The organism is Mesorhizobium sp. M0816, assembly GCF_040320005.1.
Classification (GTDB): domain Bacteria; phylum Pseudomonadota; class Alphaproteobacteria; order Rhizobiales; family Rhizobiaceae; genus Mesorhizobium.
In genome coordinates, this window is record NZ_JAMYOT010000025.1 from 28185 (window position 1) to 51520 (window position 23336).

At 63.5% G+C, this 23336-nt stretch carries 19 protein-coding genes and 1 tRNA gene; 10 read left to right on the forward strand and 10 right to left on the reverse strand.

Annotated elements, in window-relative coordinates:
- Window positions 1–5 precede the first annotated feature (5 nt).
- The gene (locus tag NKI17_RS28345; protein ID WP_352907095.1) at window positions 6–974 is read left to right on the forward strand and encodes an ABC transporter permease subunit; all 969 of its coding nucleotides are present in this window, start codon (window positions 6–8) and stop codon (window positions 972–974) included.
- The gene (locus NKI17_RS28350; protein WP_023677454.1) at window positions 971–1789 is read left to right on the forward strand and encodes an ABC transporter permease; all 819 of its coding nucleotides are present in this window, start codon (window positions 971–973) and stop codon (window positions 1787–1789) included. The genes NKI17_RS28345 and NKI17_RS28350 overlap by 4 nt, the downstream gene beginning before the upstream one ends.
- 7 nt (window positions 1790–1796) lie before the next feature.
- On the opposite strand, the gene NKI17_RS28355 is transcribed toward NKI17_RS28350, so the two are convergent.
- Window positions 1797–3647 (reverse strand): AsmA family protein, encoded by a 1851-nt coding sequence (locus NKI17_RS28355; protein WP_352907096.1) that lies wholly within the window; start codon window positions 3645–3647, stop codon window positions 1797–1799.
- A gap of 182 nt (window positions 3648–3829) precedes the next feature.
- Between NKI17_RS28355 and NKI17_RS28360 the strand changes: the two genes are divergently transcribed.
- Complete coding sequence (locus NKI17_RS28360; RefSeq protein ID WP_352907097.1) at window positions 3830–5788, forward strand: acetoacetate--CoA ligase; 1959 nt, start codon at window positions 3830–3832, stop codon at window positions 5786–5788.
- 283 nt (window positions 5789–6071) lie between these two features.
- Here the strand turns inward: NKI17_RS28360 and NKI17_RS28365 are convergent, their stop codons facing one another.
- Window positions 6072–9818 carry a PAS domain S-box protein gene (locus NKI17_RS28365; RefSeq protein ID WP_352907098.1) on the reverse strand — a complete coding sequence of 1249 codons (3747 nt, stop codon included), beginning with the start codon at window positions 9816–9818 and terminating at the stop codon, window positions 6072–6074.
- A 253-nt stretch (window positions 9819–10071) separates the two neighbouring features.
- Between NKI17_RS28365 and NKI17_RS28370 the strand changes: the two genes are divergently transcribed.
- Together NKI17_RS28370 and NKI17_RS28375 are read left to right on the forward strand one after the other, a co-directional pair.
- Entirely contained in the window at window positions 10072–10530 is a 459-nt protein-coding gene (locus NKI17_RS28370) for a phasin (protein ID WP_254819298.1), read from the forward strand.
- A gap of 339 nt (window positions 10531–10869) precedes the next feature.
- Window positions 10870–10946: transfer RNA gene (locus tag NKI17_RS28375), tRNA-His, on the forward strand.
- Between the two features lie 60 nt (window positions 10947–11006).
- On the opposite strand, the gene NKI17_RS28380 is transcribed toward NKI17_RS28375, so the two are convergent.
- Complete coding sequence (locus NKI17_RS28380) at window positions 11007–11915, reverse strand: LysR family transcriptional regulator (protein WP_352571618.1); 909 nt, start codon at window positions 11913–11915, stop codon at window positions 11007–11009.
- A gap of 138 nt (window positions 11916–12053) precedes the next feature.
- Here NKI17_RS28380 and NKI17_RS28385 point away from each other — a divergent pair, with 138 nt between their 5' ends.
- The 4 genes from NKI17_RS28385 (at window position 12054) to NKI17_RS28400 (ending at window position 14736) form a co-directional block, all read left to right on the forward strand.
- Window positions 12054–12806: an SDR family NAD(P)-dependent oxidoreductase gene (locus NKI17_RS28385; RefSeq protein WP_352571617.1), complete on the forward strand. Its 753-nt coding sequence runs from the start codon at window positions 12054–12056 to the stop codon at window positions 12804–12806.
- A gap of 92 nt (window positions 12807–12898) precedes the next feature.
- Window positions 12899–13627, forward strand: coding sequence for an SDR family oxidoreductase (locus tag NKI17_RS28390; protein ID WP_352541770.1), 729 nt, complete (start codon window positions 12899–12901; stop codon window positions 13625–13627).
- Window positions 13627–13971 carry an Atu4866 domain-containing protein gene (locus NKI17_RS28395; protein WP_352571615.1) on the forward strand — a complete coding sequence of 115 codons (345 nt, stop codon included), beginning with the start codon at window positions 13627–13629 and terminating at the stop codon, window positions 13969–13971. The genes NKI17_RS28390 and NKI17_RS28395 overlap by 1 nt, the downstream gene beginning before the upstream one ends.
- 510 nt (window positions 13972–14481) lie before the next feature.
- A complete protein-coding gene (locus NKI17_RS28400) occupies window positions 14482–14736 on the forward strand; it encodes a DUF768 domain-containing protein (RefSeq protein WP_023677464.1) in 255 nt (84 codons plus the stop codon).
- Window positions 14737–14797: 61 nt separating this feature from the next.
- Here the strand turns inward: NKI17_RS28400 and NKI17_RS28405 are convergent, their stop codons facing one another.
- The 3 genes from NKI17_RS28405 to NKI17_RS28415 form a co-directional block, all read right to left on the reverse strand.
- Window positions 14798–15925 (reverse strand): DmpA family aminopeptidase, encoded by a 1128-nt coding sequence (locus NKI17_RS28405; RefSeq protein WP_352571614.1) that lies wholly within the window; start codon window positions 15923–15925, stop codon window positions 14798–14800.
- Window positions 15926–15932: 7 nt separating this feature from the next.
- Complete coding sequence (xseA, locus tag NKI17_RS28410) at window positions 15933–17498, reverse strand: exodeoxyribonuclease VII large subunit (protein WP_352457093.1); 1566 nt, start codon at window positions 17496–17498, stop codon at window positions 15933–15935.
- Window positions 17499–17568: 70 nt separating this feature from the next.
- Complete coding sequence (locus NKI17_RS28415) at window positions 17569–18525, reverse strand: LysR substrate-binding domain-containing protein (protein ID WP_023680469.1); 957 nt, start codon at window positions 18523–18525, stop codon at window positions 17569–17571.
- Between the two features lie 178 nt (window positions 18526–18703).
- Between NKI17_RS28415 and NKI17_RS28420 the strand changes: the two genes are divergently transcribed.
- Window positions 18704–18994 (forward strand): DUF1127 domain-containing protein, encoded by a 291-nt coding sequence (locus tag NKI17_RS28420; protein WP_352571613.1) that lies wholly within the window; start codon window positions 18704–18706, stop codon window positions 18992–18994.
- Between the two features lie 175 nt (window positions 18995–19169).
- Here the strand turns inward: NKI17_RS28420 and NKI17_RS28425 are convergent, their stop codons facing one another.
- The 4 genes from NKI17_RS28425 to NKI17_RS28440 all read right to left on the reverse strand — a co-directional run bounded on the left by NKI17_RS28425 (window position 19170) and on the right by NKI17_RS28440 (window position 23305).
- Window positions 19170–20228: a DUF937 domain-containing protein gene (locus NKI17_RS28425; RefSeq protein WP_352571612.1), complete on the reverse strand. Its 1059-nt coding sequence runs from the start codon at window positions 20226–20228 to the stop codon at window positions 19170–19172.
- Window positions 20229–20330: 102 nt separating this feature from the next.
- Window positions 20331–21704, reverse strand: coding sequence for a glutamate--cysteine ligase (locus NKI17_RS28430; protein ID WP_023680466.1), 1374 nt, complete (start codon window positions 21702–21704; stop codon window positions 20331–20333).
- Between the two features lie 186 nt (window positions 21705–21890).
- Window positions 21891–22625 carry a 16S rRNA (uracil(1498)-N(3))-methyltransferase gene (locus NKI17_RS28435; protein ID WP_023680465.1) on the reverse strand — a complete coding sequence of 245 codons (735 nt, stop codon included), beginning with the start codon at window positions 22623–22625 and terminating at the stop codon, window positions 21891–21893.
- Window positions 22626–22657: 32 nt separating this feature from the next.
- The gene (locus tag NKI17_RS28440) at window positions 22658–23305 is read right to left on the reverse strand and encodes a hypothetical protein (protein ID WP_023680464.1); all 648 of its coding nucleotides are present in this window, start codon (window positions 23303–23305) and stop codon (window positions 22658–22660) included.
- Between the last annotated feature and the right edge of the window lie 31 nt (window positions 23306–23336).

Sequence of the window (23336 nt, forward strand, 5' to 3'; positions counted from 1 at the left end):
TGATCATGTCCGCTGTCACCGCCGCAACAAGCTCTCCGGCAAGCGCTGCCGGCAAATCCGCCTTGGTCAGGCTGGGAGCGGCCTTCGTTAGCCGGCTCGTCATCATCGTCCCCTACCTCTGGCTGCTGTTCTTCTTTCTCGTCCCTTTCATCATCGTCTTCAAGATTTCGCTGTCGCAGACTGCGATCGCCATGCCGCCCTACACGCCGGTGCTCGATTTCCGCAGCGGCATTTCCGGGTTTATCTCGGAATTCGGCGCGCTCAATTTCGACAACTATACCTGGCTGACGCAGGATGCGCTTTACTTCAATGCCTATGTGACGAGCGTCATCGTCGCCGCCATCTCGACGGTCCTGACATTGCTGGTCGGCTATCCCATTGCCTATGGCATGGCACGCGCTCCGGCGACGATTCGCCCGACCTTGCTGATGCTGGTGATCCTGCCGTTCTGGACCTCGTTCCTGATCCGTGTCTACGCCTGGATCGGCATCCTCAAGCCCGAGGGCCTGCTCAACCAGCTGCTGCTCGCCACCGGCACCATCAGCCAACCGCTGATCATCCTCAACACCTATACGGCGATCTTCATCGGCATCGTCTACTCCTATCTGCCGTTCATGGTGCTGCCGCTCTATTCGTCCTTGGAGAAGATGGACCATTCTCTGATCGAGGCGGCCAAGGATCTCGGCTGTCCGCCGACCAGCGCCTTTTGGAAGATCACCTTCCCCCTGTCGCTGCCAGGCGTCATCGCTGGCTGCCTGCTGGTGTTCATTCCCGCCGTCGGCGAGTTCGTCATCCCCGACCTGCTCGGCGGCTCGCAGACGCTGATGATCGGCAGAACGCTATGGAACGAGTTCTTCGCCAACCGTGACTGGCCGGTGTCGTCCGCGGTTGCCGTCATCTTGCTGCTGCTGCTGATCGTGCCGATCATGCTCTTCCAGCGAGCCCAGGCGCGCGCCCAGGAGCAGGACCAATGAACGCGACCTGGAGCCGCTTCAACATCATTTCGATCGTGCTCGGCTTTGCCTTTCTTTACCTGCCGATCGTCCTGCTCGTCGTGTTCTCTTTCAACGAATCGAAGCTGGTCACCGTCTGGGGTGGCTTCTCGACGAAATGGTACGTGTCGCTGTTCCACAACCGGGGTCTGATGGACGCCACCTGGGTGACGGCCCGCGTCGGCGTCATCTCGGCAAGCGTGGCGACCGTGCTCGGCACGCTGGCGGCGCTCACCTTGACACGCTACACGCGCTTTCGCGGCCGGCTTCTGTTTTCCGGCATGGTGTTTGCGCCGCTGGTCATGCCGGAAGTCATCACCGGCCTGTCACTGCTGCTGCTCTTCGTCGCCGTCGGCCTCGACCGCGGCTTTCTGACGGTGACGCTTGCCCACACCACGCTAACCATGTGCTTCGTTGCGGTGGTGGTTCAGTCGCGCCTGATCACGTTCGATCGTTCGCTGGAAGAGGCCGCGATGGACCTCGGTGCGCCACCGGTGAAGACCTTCTTCCAGATCACGCTGCCGGTTATCATGCCGGCTATCGTCTCCGGCTGGATGCTGGCCTTCACGCTGTCGCTCGATGATTTGGTTATTGCCAGCTTCACCTCGGGACCCGGCGCCACGACGCTGCCGATGAAGATCTACAGCCAGGTCCGCCTTGGCGTGACGCCGGAAATCAACGCAGCGTGCACCATCCTGATCGCGGTCGTCGCAGTTGGCGTGATCATCGCTTCGCTCGCAAACAAACGCCGCGAGGTGCAGCGCCAGCGCGACGAGCAGGCGGCGCAGCGAGGTTGAAGGCTCGCTACTCTCCCGAAACGCCGCGGCTTATCGGCGAGATGAACGGCGTGCTCCACGTGCCGCCGACGAAGAACGACGACTGCTTGGGCGGCTGGCCGTTCGTCTGCGTGGCAGCCTGGCTCGGCTGGACGATGCCGCCGGACAGCGCCAACCCGCGTCCGGCATAGGATGCGATGCCGGAAAGCCAGATCTTGTATTGCGCGGAATTCACCTCGGCCTTGTCGATGCGCGCCACGCCGTTCGAAACGCTCGCCTTGAGTTCGGCCCCGTCGATCGGCAGCGTTCCGTCCGAGACGTCGTCCAGCGCGAAGAATCCGCCCTGTTCGGTGTGCTTGAGGAACGCCGGCAGGTTAAGCCGGCTCAGCGCACCCGCGCCGAACGTCGCGGACAGCGAGCCATTGGCGTTTTCGAAAATCGAGTCCCAGGTTCTGCCAGGCCCCTTGAGGATGACCGAAACGGTGCCAGTGCCGATCGGCACCAGCCGCGTCATCCCGGCCGCGGTGCCGAAAGCGCCGCCGTCGATATCGGAAGCAAGCAGCCGGATTTCGACTTCCGTGCCGGCGGGCTTGCGGTCGAAGCGGACGCTGCTCTGGACGTTGCCGCCAAAGGCGGATGCATCCGAGATGTCGAAGACGGCAAGGCCGTTCTTGACCTGGGCGGTGGCGGCGACGTCGGCAAGCTGGATGGCGCCGGCGGTGGCATGCGCCGCCGATAGCCTGAGATCGAGATTGATCCGGTCGGCGAAGCTTGTGTCGATTTCGCCCGGGCCGGCGCCGCCGGCGGATGGCACCGGGGTAAAGGCGGAGAGAAACGATCTGAGGTCGAGCGTATCGAAGGCAAGTGTGCCGGAGATCACCGGCAGTGCCTCGCCGTAGGTGAAGTCAAGCGCGCCCATTCCGGGGTTGTTGTCGAGGGTCAGGGCCGTGTTTTCAAATTTGATGCGCCCGGCCGTCGCCGTGATCTTGCTCGAAACCGCGATCGAGCCGATTGCGGCACCGGGCGCGATGCCGGCCTGCGACCATTCGAGCACGCGTCGCAGCGAAGGTGCGACGAATTTTGCCTGGCCGTCGAAATAGCCGTTTTCCGACATGCTGGCGCGGCCGTCGAACGAAAAACTGGCCGGCGCCGCCTTGAAGGAAAATGTGGCCGGTGCTGTGCCGCCACCAAACAGTACGAGCGGGTTCGGCGATGCCGCGTCGATGGCAACACTTTCGCCGCGCCATATCCCGGTCGCCGACAGCGTCGCATTGCTGTTCATCGCGGCCCAGTTCGCCTGGCCGCTCAGGCTGCTCAATATCTCCTGGTCCTTGCCGCCGATGGCAGCCACTACGCGGCCGTCCCTGAACTCGACTGTGCCGAACGGATCTGTCGGCAGCTTGCCGAGATCCGGCTTGGCGGGATTTGTGTTGATCACCGCGCGGGCAGCATCGATCGAACGCGTAATGCGCCCGCCGCTGGGAATCGCAGGCAGGAAAAACCCGCTCGCGGTACGCTGAACCCGGATCGTCGGTCGTACCAGCCGCGCCGTCGAAAACACCACATCGCCACGCAGCGCCGCCATCGCCGAGAGGTCGACCTCGACCCGTTCGGCCTCGACCACGGGCGGCGCATCCGTCTCTGTCCATTGCGACAGCGTCACGTCGCTCAGGATCGCCCGGAAATTCGGCCAGACCTCGATGCGCGGCGCGCCGTCGATGGTGACCCGGAAACCGCTCCACGCGCTCATTTCCCACGCGATACGGTCGCGTACGATGCGGGTCGAGGCGATCAACGGCAAGGCTGCGACAACCAGCGCGATGACGATGACGGCTGCGCCGATCGCCCATATTCCGCGTCGGATCAAAGGTGATGGCATATCGCCCCGTATGCTTCCATTCCGACAAAATCGCCCGACGGGTGTAACCGACGGCTGACGCATTTCAAGTCTTTATGGCCCGGCGATGGCATTTGCGCACACCCTGACCGGCGCGGTCCAACAAAATCTTGCTCTGCTGCATCGCGATATGCATAAGCGACGCAGTCTGCGGAGGAACAATGATGGCTGACGACACACCGCTCTGGATCCCGACGCAAGAGCAGATCGACGCAGCGCCGATGACCGCCTTCATGAACGCCGCGGCGAGCATAGCCGGCGAGGCTTTCTCCTCCTATACCGACCTGCATCGCTGGTCGATCGATCACCGCGAGACCTTCTGGAGCCTGGTCTGGGACTTTTGTGGCATCGTCGGCGACAAGGGCGAACGCGTGCTGGTCGATGGCGACAAGATGCCCGGCGCGACCTTCTTTCCTGAGGCGAAGCTGAACTTCGCCGAGAATCTCCTCAAGAAAACCGGGCTTGGCGACGCAATCGTCTTTCGCGGCGAGGACAAGGTCGAGCGGCGGCTGTCCTGGAACGAGCTGCATGCGCTGACCTCGCGGCTGCAGCAGCTTTTCCTGTCGCTCAAGGTGAAGAAGGGCGACCGCATCGCCGCGATGATGCCCAACATGCCGGAGACCGTTGCTGCGATGCTGGCGGCCGCGTCGATCGGCGCGGTCTGGTCGTCCTGCTCCCCAGATTTCGGCGAGCAGGGGGTTCTCGACCGGTTCGGCCAGATCGAGCCTGTCGTGTTCATCGCGCCGGACGGCTACTGGTACAATGGCAAGGCGATCGAAGTCGCCGACAAGATCGCGGCCGTGGCGGGCAAGCTCGCCACCGTCCGCAAAGTCCTCATTGTCGACTATCTCGGCACCTCGCTCGACGTCGCCGCGACCATCGGCAAGGCGGCCGCGCTGGAAGAGGCGCTGTCACCCTTTGCCGCCAGGTCTGTCAGCTGCGAGAGGCTGCCGTTTTCGCATCCGCTGTACATCCTGTTTTCGTCGGGCACGACCGGCATCCCCAAATGCATCGTCCATTCGGCCGGCGGAACGCTGATCCAGCACGTCAAGGAAGAACGGCTGCATGCCGGCCTGCTCGACGGCGACCGCTTCTTCTACTTCACCACCTGCGGCTGGATGATGTGGAACTGGCTGGTGTCGGGCCTGGCATCGGGCGCCACCTTGCTGCTCTACGACGGCTCGCCGTTCTACCCGGACGGCAATGCGCTGTTCGACTTCGCCGATGCCGAAAAGATGACCTATTTCGGCACCTCGGCCAAATTCATCGATTCCGTGCGCAAGGCCGGCCTGAAGCCGATCCGCACGCATGATCTTTCCAGCGTGCGCACCATCTCATCGACCGGCTCGCCGCTATCGCCGGAAGATTTCCGCTTCGTCTACGAAGGCATCAAGAAGGACGTGCATCTGGCTTCGATTTCCGGCGGCACCGATATCGTCTCCTGCTTCGTGCTCGGCGTGCCGATCGAACCGGTATGGACCGGCGAGATCCAAGGGCCCGGGCTCGGCCTTGCCGTCGATGTCTGGGACGATGACGGCCGCCCGCTCCGCCAGGAGAAGGGCGAGCTCGTCTGCACCAAGGCGTTTCCGGCGATGCCGATCGGCTTCTGGAACGACCCTGACGGCAGGAAATACAAAGCCGCCTATTTCGAACGTTTCGACGATGTCTGGTGCCACGGCGATTTCGCCGAATGGACCGTCCATGGCGGCCTGATCATCCATGGCCGTTCCGACGCCACGCTCAATCCGGGCGGTGTCAGGATCGGCACGGCGGAGATCTACAATCAGGTCGAGCAGATGCCGGAAATCCTCGAAGCGCTGTGCATCGGCCAGGATTTCGACAATGACGTGCGTGTCGTGCTGTTCGTGCGGCTGGCGGCCGGCGTTGATCTCGATGCCGAGCTGGAAAAACGCATCCGCGCGAAAATCCGCACCGGGGCGAGCCCGCGCCACGTGCCGGCCAAGATCGTCGCCGTCAGCGATATTCCGCGAACCAAATCGGGCAAGATCACCGAACTCGCGGTACGCGACATGGTGCACGGCCGCGCCATCAAGAACAAGGAAGCGCTCGCCAATCCCGAAGCGCTCGAGCTGTTCCGCAACCTGCCGCAGCTTGCCGACTGACCCCGGGATCCAAGGTGGGAGCCGTTTTGAGGTCTCAGGTATCGTTAACAAATTACCTCTTCGGAATTTACCTAGATTTCATGAGTGGTACACATTGGTAAATTTTCCGGCGTGCCGGTAAGGATTTGTTAAGGCCCGGCATCAATAGTCGTGCGTAACTTGAGGGAGAAATCCCGTTCCTCTTAGCCCCGAGAGGATCTGATTCGCTCAAGCCCCGTTGTGACAGCAATTCCAATTTCTCAAGGCGTCCTGTTGGACGCCTTTTTTCTTTGCGCAACCATAGCTAACCGGCGAGCACGCGGGTCGAGGGAAAGGCGACTTCGACCAGGGTTCCCTCGCCGGGCGTCGAGTTGATGGTGAACCGGGCCCGGTTCGCTTCGACCATCGCCTTGGTCAGCGGCAGCCCAAGACCCGTGCCGTCGCCACGGCCGCGCTTCAGCGCATTGATCTGCTTGAACGGCTTCAGCGCCTGCTCGATCTCGGACTGGCTCATGCCGATGCCGGTATCGCGCACGCGCATGACGACATCGCCGGAGATCTCGTAAGCCGTCGACACGATCACCTGGCCGCCAGCCTGCGTGTAGCGGACGGCGTTCGACAGGATGTTGAGCGCGATCTGCCGCACGCTGCGCAGATCGGCCACCACTTCCGGCAGCCGCGAGGCGAAGCTGGAGCGGATGATGACGCGTTCCCGGTTGGCTTGCGGCTGCATCATCGCCACGGTTTCGGCCAGCGTGTCGTTAAGCGACACCGCCTCATAGGCCATCTCCTGCTGGCCGGCCTCGATTTTCGAAATGTCGAGCAGGTCGTTGACCAGATCGAGCACGTGGTTGCCCGAACGGTTGATGTCGCGCAGATAGTCGCGATAGCGGTCATTGGCCACCGGCCCGAATTTCTCGTCGACCATCAGCTCGGAAAAGCCGATTATGGCGTTGAGCGGCGTGCGGATCTCGTGGCTGATGCGGGCCAGAAAATCGGTCTTCTGCGACGAGGCGCGTTCGGCGACCGCGCGCGCCTGGGTCAAGTCCTCTTCGGCCCGCTTCCACTGGGTGATATCGCGCACCACCGCACAGAAGCCGCTGTCGTTGGGCAGCCTGCCGATGGTCATGAACAGCGGAATGAAACGCCCCTGCGCCTCGCGCCCGATCACCTCGCGGCCATCGTTCATCACGCTTGCAACGCCGGGCTCCGACAACCCCTCGAGATAGTCACGCGCCGCGCGCTGGCTTTCGATCGCAAACAGCGAGACGAACGGTTTGCCGGTCACCTCGTCGCTGTCGAAGCCGAACAGCGCTTCCGCCGGACGGCTAATTGAACGGATCGTTCCGTTACGGCCGATCAGCACGACGCCGTCGGTGGCGGTGTCGATGATGGTGCGCATTTCGGCAATGCGTGCCTTGAGCTCGGAAACATCCGGCTGCGTTTGGTCTTCGGCGGCGCCATGTGGAATGGCTGCTGCCTCGTCGTCGCCGGAACGACGTACGACCAGCATCAGCGCCTTGCCGTTTCCCCAGGGCACGGAGCGTAAAATCGCATCGATCGGAAACTCCTGACCTTCGCGCGTTTTCAGCCGCAGAGCGCGGTCGCCGCCGTCCGAACTGCCGTCGTCGGCATAAGGGTCGGCAAACAGCGCGCCGAGCCCGCCGGCCTCGTCCAGGGCATTGAGCGTCGCATAGCCGGTCAAGCCGAGGAATTCGTCATTCGCGTAATGCAGCTGGTCGCCGGAATGGATAAGCACCGGCACTGGCAGCTTGCCGAGGATCGAGGTATCCGGCCCCTTGTTGTCCTCTCCGGCAAACGCCGACGGCACGAAGCCGTCGAGTTTGAGCGGTGGTGCCTGCAGCCGCGCGATGGGCGGCACCTGGCCGGCAACGTCGGCTGCGGCTGCGCTGTCCTCGGACCAATCCTCGCTGTCCTCGGCGTCACGGAAATCTTCGGCCGTCATGCTGTCGTCGTCGCCATCCCGCGGCGCTTCGGCGATGATCGTTCGACGGTTCGTGCTGGGCTCAATGCCTTCCTGCGCTTCGTCGCTGGGTTCGCGGTCGGCATAGTCGAGCAGCGATCCGGAAACAGGGCGTGTGACGGGTTCGCCGGCTTGCGCCTCTGCTTCCGCCTCATCGGGCTGCTCGCCGTCGAGCCGGGCAAGATCCTTCTGGTCTTCGGTATCGGCCTCGGGCGGTTCGGCGGCAGCCGCCCCGCTTTCCGGACCTCGCGCCGGCATCTCACCCTTGTCCGCCAGCCCGGCTTCTTTCAGCTTTGGCTCGTCGGCCTTGCCGGCTGCCTCGACTTTCTCAACCGGCTTCTGCTTTCCGGCGCCGGGCTGTTCTTCGGCCGGGGTGCTGTCCTTCTTGAGACGCTCGCCAATCTCGCGAAACGCGCTGCGTTCCAGCGTCGACAGGCCCTTGTCGTTGGCCGGCTGCCGGTGCTCGGCCAGCCGGATCACCTTGTCGGCAAAGCGCCGCTCGGGTTTTGGCACGATGGTCAATGCCGGCACTTCGCCCCTGAACGGATCGGCGGGTTTAGGTGTCTCGGGGAGAGGTTCGACGGCTTTCGGCCCGATGGTCGCGGCAGGTTTCTCCTCGGCGACAAGGGCCATGCCGACGGCATCCGGATCGACCACCGCATCGCCGCTCCTGGCCACGCCGAAACCGCGAAAACCTTCGAAAACGCGGCTGCGGCTGTAAACCGGGAGCGCCGCCAGATCGACGGGTATCTTCAGATCGGTGCCGGCGACCGGCCACAGCACGGAGCGGCCGGACCAGGTGTCGCGCCGTTCGAGCAGGCCGGCAATCTCGCCAGAAGCATCGAGGCCATAGGCGGCCGAAACATCCTCGAAGCGGCGGCCGATCACGTCGGCGGCAGGCTTGCCGACGAGCTCGGCAAATTCCGGCGACAGGGCGCTGAAATGGCCCTCCGCGTCGGTACGCCAGACGAAACGCATGGGCGCGGCGGTGCGATCGATCGCCGAAGCGCGGTGTTCGGCCGGCGAGGCGGCTTTGGTGGCCTTTGCGGCGCTTTCCGGCGAAGTATCCGCGCCGGCCTGCGAAGCGTCCGGGCTGGTCTCGACTTTGCCGGACGCAGCTGCCCCGGGCGGGACCTGCGCGTCGTCGCCGGCATTGAAGTACCAATGGTCATGCTGCGTCGGCGCTTCGCCAACCGTGCGGTGATCGTCGGCCGCGTCGGCAGGTTCGTGCTCGGCCGATGCCGAGGTGCCTTCCATCGCTGCAAGGTCGATCTCCGCCGCGCCGGTGCTGGCGATTGGCTGCTCGTTGTCCTGGTCCGTTGGCTGGGGAAGATCGCCACCGCTCAGTGCCGCTGCCGCCTCGGTTTCCCCGCCGGCGCGCTCGCCATCGGGGGCCTCGCCGTCAAGCCGGTCCTCGTCGATCACCACCAGCAGGTGCCGCTCTTCCGTCAGCCGGGCAAGGCCCGCGGGATAGGAGCTGGACCCACCCGGAACCAGGCGCTTGACGATGCGGTCGCTCTCGTTCGCCACATCGGCGACAAGTGCGGCCAGCGTCTCAGGCCGGATGCCGAGCGCCGAAAAGCCGTGCGATGCGGCGTCGATATTGCCCTTGGCATCGACAAAGGCGATGTAGTGGCCGTCTTCCGTAAAGCCACCGATGGCGCGGTCGGCGATCTCGGCGGCGCTTCGCGAGCCGGTCTGCGCCGCCTGCAGCGCCAGCATGATTGCTTCCTCGCCATCGGGCATGGTCACCGCGCTGGCCAGGAAACCGACGGCACGGCTGGTCAGGCCGGTCGCCAGCCGGACCGTGATGGCACGGTCGCGGCCGATCTGCGGAAAACCGCTGGTTGCCATGATCTGGCGCCGGGCGATCAGCGGCAACCCTGCCGAGGCGCCGATGATAGCGCCGATGTCCGGATAGCCGAATACCGCCGCGCCGGGCCCGTTGGCCCAGATCACCTGCTCGAGATCTGCCGACAGAATGGCGATCGCGTCGCCTGCGGCGAAGCGCAGGCGGACGGCGTCGAGCACGGCGACGTCAAGGAAGGAGTAGTTTTCAGCCGGCATGCGCTTGGCGACCCTCACAGAGCGGGCAATTTGCGGTTAACGCTTTGTTAATAAAAGCCGACGGCGCGAAGGTCCACAAGTCATAGCGTGCAACCAGCGGAATCTCTAGGCGCGTGGTTAACGCTGCGAACCAAATATTTTATGGTGCGATGCAACAAACATGTTGCAACGCACAAAATTTGCCTTTATATTGCCATGATAGATGAACGAGACGGCATTTTGTCAAAGCCGCTGCCGCTGAAAAGGATGGAAAATGTCCAGGACCAAGACCGCTGAAACGATCGAAAACGTTGAATTCCCGAGCTTCGACGCTTCGAAGGCGACCGACCAGATCCGTGCCTTCGCCGAAAAGGGCGTTGAGCAGTCGAAAGAGGCCTACGCCAAGCTGAAGACCGGCGCCGAGGAGACCCAGAAGGCTCTGGAATCGACCTACGAGACCGCCAAGTCCGTTTCCAGCGACCTGTCGCTCAAGACCATCGCCGCCCTGCGCGCCAATGCCGAAGCCGGCTTCTCGCATTTCGAAGCCCTGATCGGCGCCAAGTCGCTGTCGGAAGTCGTCGAGTTGCAGACCGCTTTCCTGCGCAAGCGCGTTGAAATGACCGTCGAGCAGGCTAAGGACTTCCAGGCGGTTGCTGCCAAGGCGGCCGAGGACGTATCCAAGCCGATCAAGACCGCCTTCGAGAAGGCCGTGAAAGAAATCAAGATCGCCTAATATTTGCGCACAGTTTGACGATGCATCAAAAGGTCGCATTTCGTCAGACAAATAGATGTGCGATATAGTGGTTTAAGTGAATACCCGGCGGGTGGAACCTCCTCCCTCTGCTCACCGGGGTGACCAGCCAGCACCTCCTCCCGCTGGCTCGTAACAGGAAAAGGCCGGCACCTCCTCCCGCCGGCCTTTTCTTTTGTCCGGCGGAAAATGACGCGATGCCGGAGCGAGCTTTTGCCTTGCCAAAAGCCTTGAATTAAACTCCGATAGCCCGTATGGACGCATCGCCGAACGACAGAGCGGATCCCGAACGTTTCATCTCGATCCCGCTCAGGCAAACGTGCCGTTGTAGCTCAGATGGTTAGAGCGCCGGATTGTGGATCCGGAGGTCGCTGGTTCGATCCCAGCCAACGGTACCATTCAGCTTTCAGCCAGGCTTCTGACCAATAGCGCAAGCGATCTCTACGATCCGGTTGCGGTTACCTGCGATCCCGCGCCTGGCGCGTGGCGCGCAGGTGGTCCACGAGGCCCCTCAGCTTCGGCGCGATATTCCGTCTGCTGGGGAAATAAAGATAGAAACCCGCAAACGGCGGAAAATAGCCGTCGAGGATTGGCACGAGCTCGCCGCGGTCGAGCCAGGGGCGGAATGTATCGGCCATGCCGAACGTGATTCCGGCGCCTGCAACGGCCAGTCGGATCATCAGCCACATGTCGTTGGTAGTGATCTCGGGCGCAACCGCCACGTCGAACTCGCGCCCGTCCTCGCCGAACTCCCACCGATAGGGCGAAACTCCCGGCGCCGGCCGCCAGCCGATACAGCGATGTGCCACAAGCTCGCGCGGATGGGCGGGTGCTCCGAACTTCTCGAGATAGCGCGGGGCGCAGACGGCCATCTGCCGCTGATCGCCCGATACCGGCACGGCAATCATGTCCTGCTCGATCACTTCGCCGAGCCTCACTCCCGCATCATAGCCTTCGGCAACGATGTCGAATTCCTCGTCGGTGACCACAATATCCAGATGCACCTCGGGAAACCTTTCTGCAAAGGACGCCAGCAGCGGTCCTGACAGAAAGGCCTCTGCGATAGACGAAACCGCGATCCGTAGGCGGCCGCGCGGGCGGTCCAGAAACTCCGTGGTGGCTTCGATTGCCGCGTTCACGTCGGCGATCGCCGGTGCGACGCTCGCCAGCAGGCGTTCGCCCGCTTCGGTCAGGTTGACGCTGCGTGTCGTGCGCTGCAGCAATGCGATGCCAAGGCGCTGTTCAAGCCTGAGGATGCTCTGGCTGACCGCTGAGCGCGTCACGCCCAGACGGTCTGCCGCAGCGCGAAAATTGCGTTCCTCGGCCACGGTGACGAAGACGGCAATCGCATTGAGATCGATGTCCATTGGTTAGTCAAACTTACCATCTAGGTTAACGGCGGGCGGGTTATCGCGACAATGCCATGGCTCTATCTCTGTCGCAACGGCAAGAAAGGCTTGATCCCCCGATCCAAGTCGATGCCGGCTGACCAAGGAGATACCCCCATGACATCACTTCCTTCCCCCTGGGACCTGGATGGAAAAGTCGCCCTCGTGACCGGCGCGGCACGCGGCATCGGCCGCTGCACGGCGGAACTGCTGCGGGCGCGGGGCGCCCGGATCGTGGCAAGCGATCTCAGCGACAGCGTACGCGAATTGGAAGCCGAGGATGTGGCGACCCTGGTCGGCGATGTCGCCGACGAGGATCTGGCCAGACGCTCGGTCGAACTCGCCGCGAAGCGCTTCGGACGACTGGACATTGTCGTGAACAATGCCGGTCGCACGCTCAACAAACGACTGACTGAGACCTCGGTCGACGACTATGACCGCATCCTGCAGATCAACGCGCGCGGCAGCTTCGTCACTGCCCGTGCCGCAGTGGAATTGATGGCCGCCGGCGGTAGCGGCGCGATCGTCAATGTCTCGTCGATCTCGGCCGTCGCGGCCTTCGAGACGCAGGCGGCCTATGCCTCCTCCAAGGCGGCTGTCGCACAGCTGACCAAGGTGATCGCGATCGAATACGGGCGCACGGGCATTCGCTGCAACGCCGTTGCCCCTGGCGTGATCGAAACCGACATCATGGAAGGCGTGGTGGAGAATGGCCGGGAGATGCTGCGCAGCTTCGGCGGCGCGCATCCAATCGGCCGGATCGGCCAGCCGCAAGAAGTTGCCGAGGCCATCGCCTTTCTTGCCTCGCCGGCATCCAGCTTCATCACCGGGGCCTTGCTTCTGGTCGATGGCGGCTACACCGCCCAGTGAGCCCCCCAATAGGGCCGGCGCGCCGCGGGAGCTCACCCGCACCCAATCCCTTCACATCGTGAAAATAATCACAGACCAAAAGGATCATCTCGATGACCATGAACAGAGTTGTTCTGATCACCGGTGCCTCCAGCGGCATCGGCGCTGGCATTGCCCGCGAGCTTGGCGCGGCAGGTGCGAAGCTGATGCTCGGCGCACGCCGCACCGACCGCCTTGAAGCGCTTGCGGCCGAAATCGAGGCAGCTGGTGGAACGGTTCGCGTGCGAGCGCTCGACGTCACCAGGAGGGCGGATGTCGCAGCATTCGCCGACGCAGCCCGGGCCGAATGGGGCCAGGTCGATGTCATCGTCAACAATGCTGGCGTCATGCCGCTGTCAGCCATGGCAGCCATGAAGGTCGACGAGTGGGAGCTGATGGTGGACGTCAACATCAAGGGTGTTCTGTACGGCGTCGCGGCGGTTCTGCCCGAGATGACGGCACGCGGCTCCGGTCACATCATCAATATCGGTTCCATCGGCGCACTGGCCGTCTCGCCCACGGCCGCCGTCTATTGCGCAACGAAATACGCTGTCCGCGCGATTTCCGATGGGCTCCGCCAGGAGAGTGACGATATCCGCGTAACCTGCATTCATCCTGGCGTGGTGGAAAGCGAGCTGGCGAACACGATCTCCGACGAAGCCGCTGCCGCCGCCATGAAAACCTGGCGTGCTATTGCCCTGCAACCCGATGCCATCGCCAGGGCAGTGCGCTACGCAATCGAACAGCCCGACGATGTCGACGTCAACGAGATCGTCGTGCGTCCGACGAAGGCGGCGCATTGATGCGATCCACTTTGGCCGCAGTGCTTACGCGTATTGCCGTTGCTGTAGCTCCAACCGGCCTGACCCTTCCTGCAACTCCAATCCTTGCGGAGGAACGAATGACGCGCCAAGATCATCCCTATGTCGGAATGTGGGTCACCGAGGATCGCTATATCAGGCACGAACTCCTGCCGAACGGCCGTTATGACGAAGCGCGCGGTGACCGCGAGAGCGCCTACCGGGGACGCTATGAAGTGCACGGCAACCACATAGAATACTGGGACGATACGGGCTTCACCGCGGATGGTGAGTTCGTCGAAGGCGTCCTCTATCATGCCGGCATGATCCTTTACCGCCAGCGGTAGAGAGCCGCCCTAGACAAGCACTTCAGGGTTTCCACAAGACGCTATTGCATGCCTTGCATGAGGCGCTCGGCAGCTTGCACTGCAAGACCCGTCACACCACATATCTCCCAGCAAGCGCGGCGGAAAGAAGCAGGACCGCGAGCAGAGTCGACATTGCAAATGGTTGTCACTATATAGCGGCGGCTTTGACGGCTCGCCTCTTACATGGTGCCGGCGAGAGCGCGGTAAATGTGCTAGTCATTGCGACATCTATTGTGATCTAAAACGGCTTGAAAATCGAAAAAAAGCAAATAGAAACAATAGCGCGGGTCGAACGAGTTTCGTCGAGAGAATCAGTCCTCAAGAACTAGAACGTGCTCCTTGAACCCTCCATTCCCTTCAGCTCTGTGGACCTCGGACAAGTTCGGCTTGCCGGGCGAAGCCGACTCGGCTCGAATGGCAGCACGCATCTTTTCGAAGATGCCGACGTTTATGATTACCAACCGGCATAGCCGCTAGGGAAACAGCAGTATGAGTGAACACGCGATCGAGTTCTTGCGCGGGTGGATCGGCGAAAAAGTCCACTGCCAGCCCTCGCCAGCCAGAATCGAGAAGCAGGCCGAGACCCTCGCCAGGGAATGTGCGGCCAAGGCTGCCGAAGCCGGCATACCCCTGGAGGATATCCAGGAAGAGGTCGGCGACATTCAGGAGCTCATTGCTTCGAGGCTCGAAGAGGCGGCCGAGGCCGATCAGGACGAGCGGAATTCCAACAAGCCTGCCGGCTGACGGATCGCCTCCGGCAAAACCTGCCGGGCGAACATTGCCTGTCTGATGCAGTTGCGCGGTCCTATCGCCGCGCAGCCTTGCCAAATCTCTCCTCGAGCCACTCTTTCGGCAATGCCGGCACGAAATTGCCGTCGCGCCCGGTCATGTCTTCATTGGCGACCAGCGCGTTGAGGATTGCTTCCTCCACGCTCTGAACGACGGCGTCGAAGAACGGGTTGATATCGGCATCCGGTATGTAGCCGGCGCTGACCAGCTTGCCGGCCGCGCCGCGCGCCGCGTCGGGATTGGCCGTGCTGAAGGCCAGAAAGATATCGCCGGACGAATTGTATCCATAGCCGCCGGTTAGCGCCACGCCGAGCGGCACGCGTTTCGCCAGCCGTTTCAACTGATGCGGCATGAATGGCGCATCGGTGGCGACGATCGCGATGATCGAGCTCTTCTCCGCTCGCGGCGTGTTGTCCCGGGCCGCCGGATCGGCGAGTTCCGCTCCGGCTCTGATGCCACGGATCACGAGGTTTCGCCGTGCACCGAAATTCGACTGGACGAAGCAGCCGATCGTTAAACGCTTTCCATTCCAGTCGACGCTGCGCGAGGATGTGCCGGACCCTGCCTTGAAGCCGAAGGTGATCATGCCTGTGCCGCCGCCGACGCTGCCCTCTTCGATCGGCCCGCTATCAGCCGTTTCGAGCGCGGAAAACACGTGCTCGAAGCTCACATGGTGGCCGTTGATATCGTTCAGGAAGCCGTCGTAAGTCTCGCCCGCCACCGGCAGCGCCCAGGCGCTGTCGAGCGATTGCGGCAGCACCGTCTGCATCCAGCGCAGCGTTGCGTCGCGGCTGACGCCGCAGGAATGCGTGTTGGTGATGGTGATGGGAAGATTGAACGCTCCGAGCTCCTCTATCAGATGCGAGCCGGTCAGTTCGCCATTGCCATTGGCGCTGAACATCCCGGCAAACGCCGGGACGGCCAACTCGTCTCTGGGCCGTGGCAGGATCGCGGTCACGCCGGTGCGTACCGGACCCTTGCCGACGACGAGCGGCCCATCCCCTGAGATCAGCGTGGTATAGCCGACCGTCACGCCGGGCACATCGGTGATGGCATTGAAGCGGCCTGGCGTGCCATCGAATGGGATCGCGAAGGCGCGGGCGCGCAGTTTGCCCGAGGGCGTCGCAAGATGCGGGTCGGTCATTTTTTCCTCAGAAAAGCGAACCTTGGCCGCCCGGCGCCTTGAGCTTGGCCGCGGGCTTGGCAACCGTCTTCGGCCGCGCCGTGCCACTGATGGCGACTGCATCGGCGGTGCCGTCGGCGAACTCCAGCGAAAGCGCCATCCCCGACACAACTTCTGCCGCGTGCTTGACCACCGCGCCGTCCGCATCCTTGACCAGCGCGAAGCCTCGCGCCAGCACGGCCTTGTGCGAGAGCGTCGCCAGCAGCCGGTCGGCCTGCGTCAGTTTTCCACGCAGACGGTCCAGCCGCCGCGAAATCGCCTGGTCCTGCCGCCGCGTCAGTGCCAGCAGGGCATCGCCTTGCAGTTTCTGCCGTCTTGCGATCGGCGCCGGTGACAGTCTGGTCGCCGTGCGCGAAAACCGCGCCCGACGCTCGCGCACGATGGCGAAGAAAGCCGCTTGCGCACGGGCGAGGTCGCGGCGGGTCAGAGTGCGGGCTTCGTTCATGCGCCGCGACAAAGTCGCCGGCGTCAGCCGCTGCCCCAGAAGCCTGGCTCGCTTGCGCTCGACGCTGACCGACAGCGCCCGGCCGAGCCGGCTCGTCGCCTCGTCGAAGCGCCGCCGCGGCAGCGCCAGCAACTGGTCGGGCGAGGGCAGCGCACGGGCGGCCGCGCGTGCCGCCTGCCGCTTGCGTTCGAAATTGCGCGACAGTGCGGTCTTCAACCGCGCGCCAAGGCCGGCAAGCGTCGCTTCGAGGTCGACCTTGACCGGCACGGCGATCTCGGCGGCGCCTGTCGGCGTCGGCGCCCGCACATCCGCCGCCAGATCGATCAATGTCCAGTCGGTCTCGTGGCCGACCGCGGAAATCACCGGAATGCCCGAAGCGGCGACGGCCCGGGCAAGCGCTTCGTCGTTGAAGCCCCACAGATCCTCCAGGCTGCCGCCGCCGCGCGCCACGATCAACAGATCGGGCCGCGCGATGGCGCCGTCCCATGGCAGTGCGTTGAAGCCGTTGACGGCAGCGGTCACTTCCGCACCCGCCGTCTCGCCCTGCACCCGCACCGGCCAGACCAGCACGTGCAGCGGAAACCGGTCCTTGATGCGGTGGATGATGTCGCGGATGACGGCGCCTGTCGGCGAGGTGACGACGCCGATGACGCACGGCATGAACGGCAGCCTGCGCTTGCGCGCCGCGTCGAACAGGCCTTCGGCCTGCAGCCGGCGCTTGCGCTCGTCCAGCAGCGCCATCAGCGCACCGGCACCGGCCGGCTCGAGATTGTCGATAACGATCTGGTAGTTCGACTTTCCGGGATAGGTGGTGAGCCGGCCGGTGGCGATCACCTCCATGCCTTCCTCTGGACGGAATTTCAGCCGGCTCATCGTGGTCTTCCACACCACGGCGTCGAGCCGCGCGCGATCGTCCTTCAGGCAGAAATAGGCATGGCCGGAGGAATGCGGTCCGCGATAGCCGGAAATCTCGCCGCGCACCCGTACATTGCCGAAGACGTCCTCGACCGTACGCTTCAGCGCGCCGGAAATCTCGCTCACCGTATATTCGGTGGCGTTGGTGCGTGATTCGGATGCTGCGTCGCTCATCGGCCGATTGGGGGACGATTGCTGGCCGGCGTCAAGGCGGCCGTGTTCGATGTCCGCCCCAAACGCGCGATCACCAGCCCGGCAGGATCTGGTTCGGCTTGGTCCGCTTCATCTTGGCGAAGGCGAGGGCGGCGAAATCGAACGTGCCGGTCTCCTCGCCGAGTGGCACGGAAATATTGTCGAGGCTCTCCGAAATGTGGCGCGCAAGCGCGTCGACGATCTCCGGCCGCGAGGTCTGACCGCGCATGATACCGATGCGGCAATCGGGCAGGGCGCCGAAACCGTCGGCCTCGCCCAGCACCCGCATGCCGGGCCGCAGCGCGCATTCCGGCAGCACCGAGATCGCCAGACCGGAAAGCACCGCGGCGGCGATGACGGTGGCAGAGAAGCTGGTGAACAGGATGCGATAGTCGCGGCTCTGCTGATCGAGCACGTCGGCGGCGGCCCGCCGCCAGATGCAGTTCGGCCGGCCGAAGGCCATCGGCAGGATCGGCTGCTCATGCGTCGCATGGTTGGCCGAGGTAACCCACAGCAGCGGTTCGCGCCGCACCACTTCCGACTGGCCGCGCGCGTCGTTGTGCGTCACCAGCGCCAGGTCGAGATTGCCGCGCTTGATGTGTTCGACCAGTCCCGGCGTCGGTTCGCAGATAACGGTCAGTTCGACATGCGGGTTGGAACGGGCAAACCGCGCCATGATCTCTGGCAGGAAGCGATCGGCATAATCGTCCGGCGTGCCGATGCGGATGGTGCCTTCGAGCCGGCGGTCGTCGAAGGCGGCCAGTGTTTCCTTGTTGAGATAGAGCAGCCGCCTTGCGTAGGAGAGCAGTCTGTCGCCTTCCTCGGTCAGCCTGTTGGTGCGGCCGTCTTTTTCGAACAGCGGCTTGCCGATCCGTTCCTCCAGCCGCCGCATCTGCATCGACACCGCAGACTGGGTGCGATGCACCGCTTCCGCCGCGCGGGTAAAGCTGCCGGTGTCGACAATCGAGATGAAGGTCTGCAACTGATCGAGATCGAGCGGCGCTTTCATTGGCCTAATCCATCATTGATGCTGATGCTAAAGATTAGAAACATTCGTTGGATTAATCAATCGGGCCATGGCAAATTCCGATTGTCCACATGAAGGCATGTGAATCGAAGCCGGAACGGCCGCTGTCGCCAGCGCCCGATCGACCGGTTTCGCCCGTTCGAATGTGAAGGAGACCGACATGGCTACGTTTGATTTCGCTACCGAGACCTCGCGCATCACCTCGCGTCCGGCCGTTGCGACGCGCGTGGCCAATGCCGCTGCCAATGTTTACCGCGCCTGGAGAAACCGCCGCGCCTTTTATCGCCTCGGCGAGATGTCGGATGCCGAGCTCGCCGACATCGGCCTGACCCGCGCCGACCTGCACGTCGCTGTCGGTGTACCCTTTGGCCGCGATCCGACAGAAAGGCTTCGCGTCATCGCGGTCGAGCGCGCCGAAACGATCGAGGATATTGCCCGCAAGGTGGTGTGATCGCGTGGTTTCGCCGTTCGGGCGCGTTGAACCTTTTTGAGGCACGACGCCACTAAGTTACGCAGGCTCCCCACTCCCTGCCGGATCCCCCCGGCCAGCCTGCGCGCTGCCCGGTCCTCCCAGGACCGGGCTTTCTTTTTTGGGCGGCACTGATGATTGATTGCCGGTGTCTGGTCTACCGCCGGCCCATGCCCTGCTTGAACTGGTCGAAGATCGACTCCATGCCTTTCTGGTAGTCGTCGCGCTGCTGGGCGCCTGTCTCGAACATCTTGCCGAACAGGTCGTCAAACGGATTTCTCGGCCTGCCGCTCGGATTGGCCTGCGGCTGCGGCGCCTGGGGTTGCTGCGGCGCCTGACGCGGCTGAGACTGTTGTGCGCCACCGCCGAACATGTCCTGCAGCACCTTGCCGAGCGGATTGTCACCATAAGGGTTCTGTGTCTGCTGGGGTTGGTTCTGCGGCTGCTGTGGCTGTGGTGCACCGCCGCCGAACATATCCTGCAGCACCTTGCCGAGCGGATTGTCACCATAAGGGTTCTGTGTCTGCTGCGGCTGGCTTTGTGGCTGCTGCCCGCCGCCGAACATGTCCTGCAACACCTTGCCCAGCGGGTTGTCGCCGTAAGGGCTCTGCGTCTGTTGCGGCTGCTGCCCGCCGAACATATCCTGCAGCACCTTGCCGAGCGGGTTATCCGTGGGGCCTGCAGGCTGAGGGGTCGGTGCCTGGCTGCCGCCGCCAGCCTGCCGCATCATCTGCTCGATGAGCTCGCCAAGCGGATTGCCGCCACCGCCTGCCGCATGCATCTGCCCGCCTAGCTGGTCGGTGGTCTGCTTGAATAGCCCGCCCATCATCATCGAGGCGATTGCCGGCAGCATCTGCTGCAGGACCTGCTGGCTGACGCCGCTCGCCTGCGCGGCCTGGCTGGCGACGGCCCGCGACAGGTCCTTCGAGCCGAACAAATGGCCGAGAATGCCCTTGCCTTCATCGAGGCCCTGCGGCGAGAAGGCCCGGCTTGCATCCTCGAAATATTTGGCGTGCTGGCCGCTGGCCATCGCCGTCATGAAGGAGCCGAGCCCATAAGGGTCCGCCGTGTTGCGCTTCAGCCCCTGCGAAAAGGCCGGCAGCAGCGCCGCGACCGCCGCCTGAGTCTGCTGCTGCGAAAGCCCGAACTGCTGGGCCAGCGCCTGCATGCCGTTGCCGTTCTGGGCCTGTGCCAGAATATCGAACAAGGAAGGCATTGTTTTCTCCTCCGGGAAAATCCTCGTTGGAGAAGCCTAATTCGTTTCCATCACTGATTGAAGCGAATTTGCCGGACCATCGGCCAAGCGGATAGCGAAGCGTTAATACGCGTATTCCATGAACACCGGCTCGATCGAGCCGCCCCAGCGTGTGTGGTAGGCCGAGAGCATCTCTTCGGCGCTGGTGGTGCCACGCGCGACGACCTCGTCCAGCGTGTTGAGGAACGAGGTCTCGTCATAGCCGTCGCGGTTCTTGCGGCCGCGGTTCTTCAGTCCCATGCGCGAGATGACGAGCACGTCGCGGGCTATCTCGCGCAGTGTCGTGTTGCGGAAGGGCGCCGAAATGCCCTGTTCGGGCACCGCGTTGCGCATCGCCAGCACCTCGTCATAACTCCAGCTCGAGGTCAGCGCCTCGGCCGCGTCGAGCGCAGCCGCATCATAGAGCAGCCCGACCCAGAAGGCCGGCAGCGCGCAGATGCGCCGCCACGGCCCGCCATCGGCGCCGCGCATTTCGAGAAAGCGCTTCAACCGCACGTCCGGGAACAGCGTCGACAGATGGTTCGCCCAGTCGCCCATCGTCGGGAGCCCGTCCGGCAGTTCGTTGCGGGCGGCGCCCGCCATGAACTGGCGGAAGGTGATGTGCGTCATGTCATGGTACTGGCCGTCGCGGATGACGAAATACATCGGCACGTCGAGCGCCCATTCGACATAATCGGCAAAGCCGAAATCGGGCGAGAAGCAGAATTCGAGCAGGCCGGAGCGCTGATTGTCGGTGTCGCGCCAGATCTCGCCGCGCCAGCTCTGCAAGCCGTTCGGCCGGCTTTCGGTGAAGGGCGAGTTGGCAAACAGCGCCGTCGACAGCGGCTGCAATTTCAGCGACACTTGCATCTTGCGGCGCATGTCGGCTTCGCTTTCGAAGTCGAGGTTCACCTGGATCGTGCAGGTCCGGTACATCATGTCGAGACCTTTGGTGCCGACCTTGGGCATGTAGCGGGTCATGATCTCGTAGCGCGATTTCGGCATCTTCGGCGTCTCGGCCAGCGACCATTTCGGGCTGCCGCCAAGGCCGAGAAAACGAATGCCCATCGGTTCGGCGATCTCGCGCACCTGCGCCAGATGCGCATTGCCTTCGCGGCAGGTCTGGTGGATCGTCTCCAGCGGCGCGCCGGACAGTTCGAACTGGCCGCCGGGCTCCAGCGAGATCGCGCCTTGGCCGGTCGGCTCGACCAGTCCGATGATGCGGCCGGCATCCATGATCGGGTCCCAGCCGAGTTTGTCCTGCATGCCTTCGAGGATGGCGCGGATGCCGCGCTCGCCGCCGTAGGGCACCGGGGCATTGCCGTCAACATAGAACGGGAATTTCTCGTGCTCGGTGCCGATGCGCCATTTGTCGCGCGGCTTGTTGCCTTCGGCCAGGTGCTCGACGAGTTCGTCGACGCCTTCGATCGGCCGGAAATCGGTAGTATCGCGCGCCATAATAGCCCTCCGCACATGGCCCCGAAAACCGGCTTCGATTTTCGGAAAGGATCATGTGCCCAATCAATATGTTACAGCGTCCTTTGCGCGCCCGAAAGGACGCGCGGCCACTGCCGGCGCTAGATGGACGAAATGTCAGTAGCCGATCAAGCGAAAAATCCTGAGCCAGAGGGTAACTGGAATTGATCACCAATCCCCGATTGTCGCCTGGATCAGCGCCAGTGCCGCTACGGCCGCCGTGTCCGCCCGCAGGATGCGCGGCCCAAGCGGAATGGCGGTAACGAAGGGCAGGGCTCTCAGCATCCTGCGCTCCTCGTCGGAAAAGCCGCCCTCCGGCCCGACCAGCAGGCCGAGCTTGTTCTCCCGCACCGCCTGCAATGCCGGCAGGGGACTGTTGGTCGATGCATCCTCGTCGCAGAAGATCAGCCGCCGCTCACGGTCCCAGTTGCTGAGCAGGCGCTCGAATTTTTCCGCTTCGCGCAGCTCCGGCACCGCCAATATGCCGCATTGTTCGGCCGCCTCGACGACATTGGCGCGCAGGCGCTCGATGCCGGGCTTTGCCACCTGCGTATGCTGGGTGATGACCGGCTGCAGGATGCCAGCGCCCATCTCGACCGCCTTTTGCACGAGGTAGTCGAGCCGCCCCTGCTTCAGCGGCGCGAAACAGTAGACGAGATCGGGCAACGGCGGCTGCGGCCGCTGCAATGCCAGCAACTTCAGGCGCAACGCCTTCTTCGATTTTGCCGCGATCGCCGCCGACCATTCGCCGTCGCGGCCGTTGAAGACCAGAATTTCGGCGCCTTCGCCGAGCCGCAGCACGTGCGAGAGATAATGGCTCTGCTGCGGGCCGATGTCGAACTCGATGTCCGGTCCAAGCCCGTCCGGCACGAACAGCCGCTGCATCTTGTAATTGGCGCGCATCGCCGAGGAATGCGGCAACGTCACCCTCGGCGTCAAGCCTCGGCGGAAGGATGCCAGACAGGCTCGTAGCCTTTCTGCAGCACCGAAACAGTTGTCGCTGGCGTGAGCAGGCGGATTGGACTGTCGGTAAAACCGCCGAACCCCACCGGTTCGCCATAACCGCCGAAACTCCAGGGCAGCGCGGCGCCGTCAAACAGGACGTACGCCCTGTTTCCTGACGAGATCATCGTGCCGTCCGGCAAGTCCGCAAGCGCTTCCGGTTCCAGTCTCGGCGCCCGCCCGCCCGATGCCACGCGCTCCTTGTGCAGGCGCTTGTCGAGTTGCGGCGCGCGTGGCTCGGCAATGCCGAAGGCGTCGCCGAAACGCCGGACAAAATCCCTGGCCCGCTCGCGCCGGCAGAAGAAGCAGGGCCGGTGCCCGGCGGCAAGTGCCGTCACCTCGTCGAGGAAAAACAGTTCGGTCCAGCCGGCCTTGCCGCCAGCCCGGTTGCGCCCCATCGGCTCGCGCCGCACGTTATGGAATTCGCAGACGCAGATGATCCAGGCTTGCAGCGCCCAGCGCTTCTTCAACAGCGTTCTCGTCTCGGGGTCGTGAATGATGCCGCGATTGCCCATGAACAGGCCGCGCTCCGGCACGGCATGGATGGCGCCGAACGGGTCGACCCGGTTTTGCAGTGGCATAGGCGTTCCCTGTTGGCTGCAATGCTGGCGC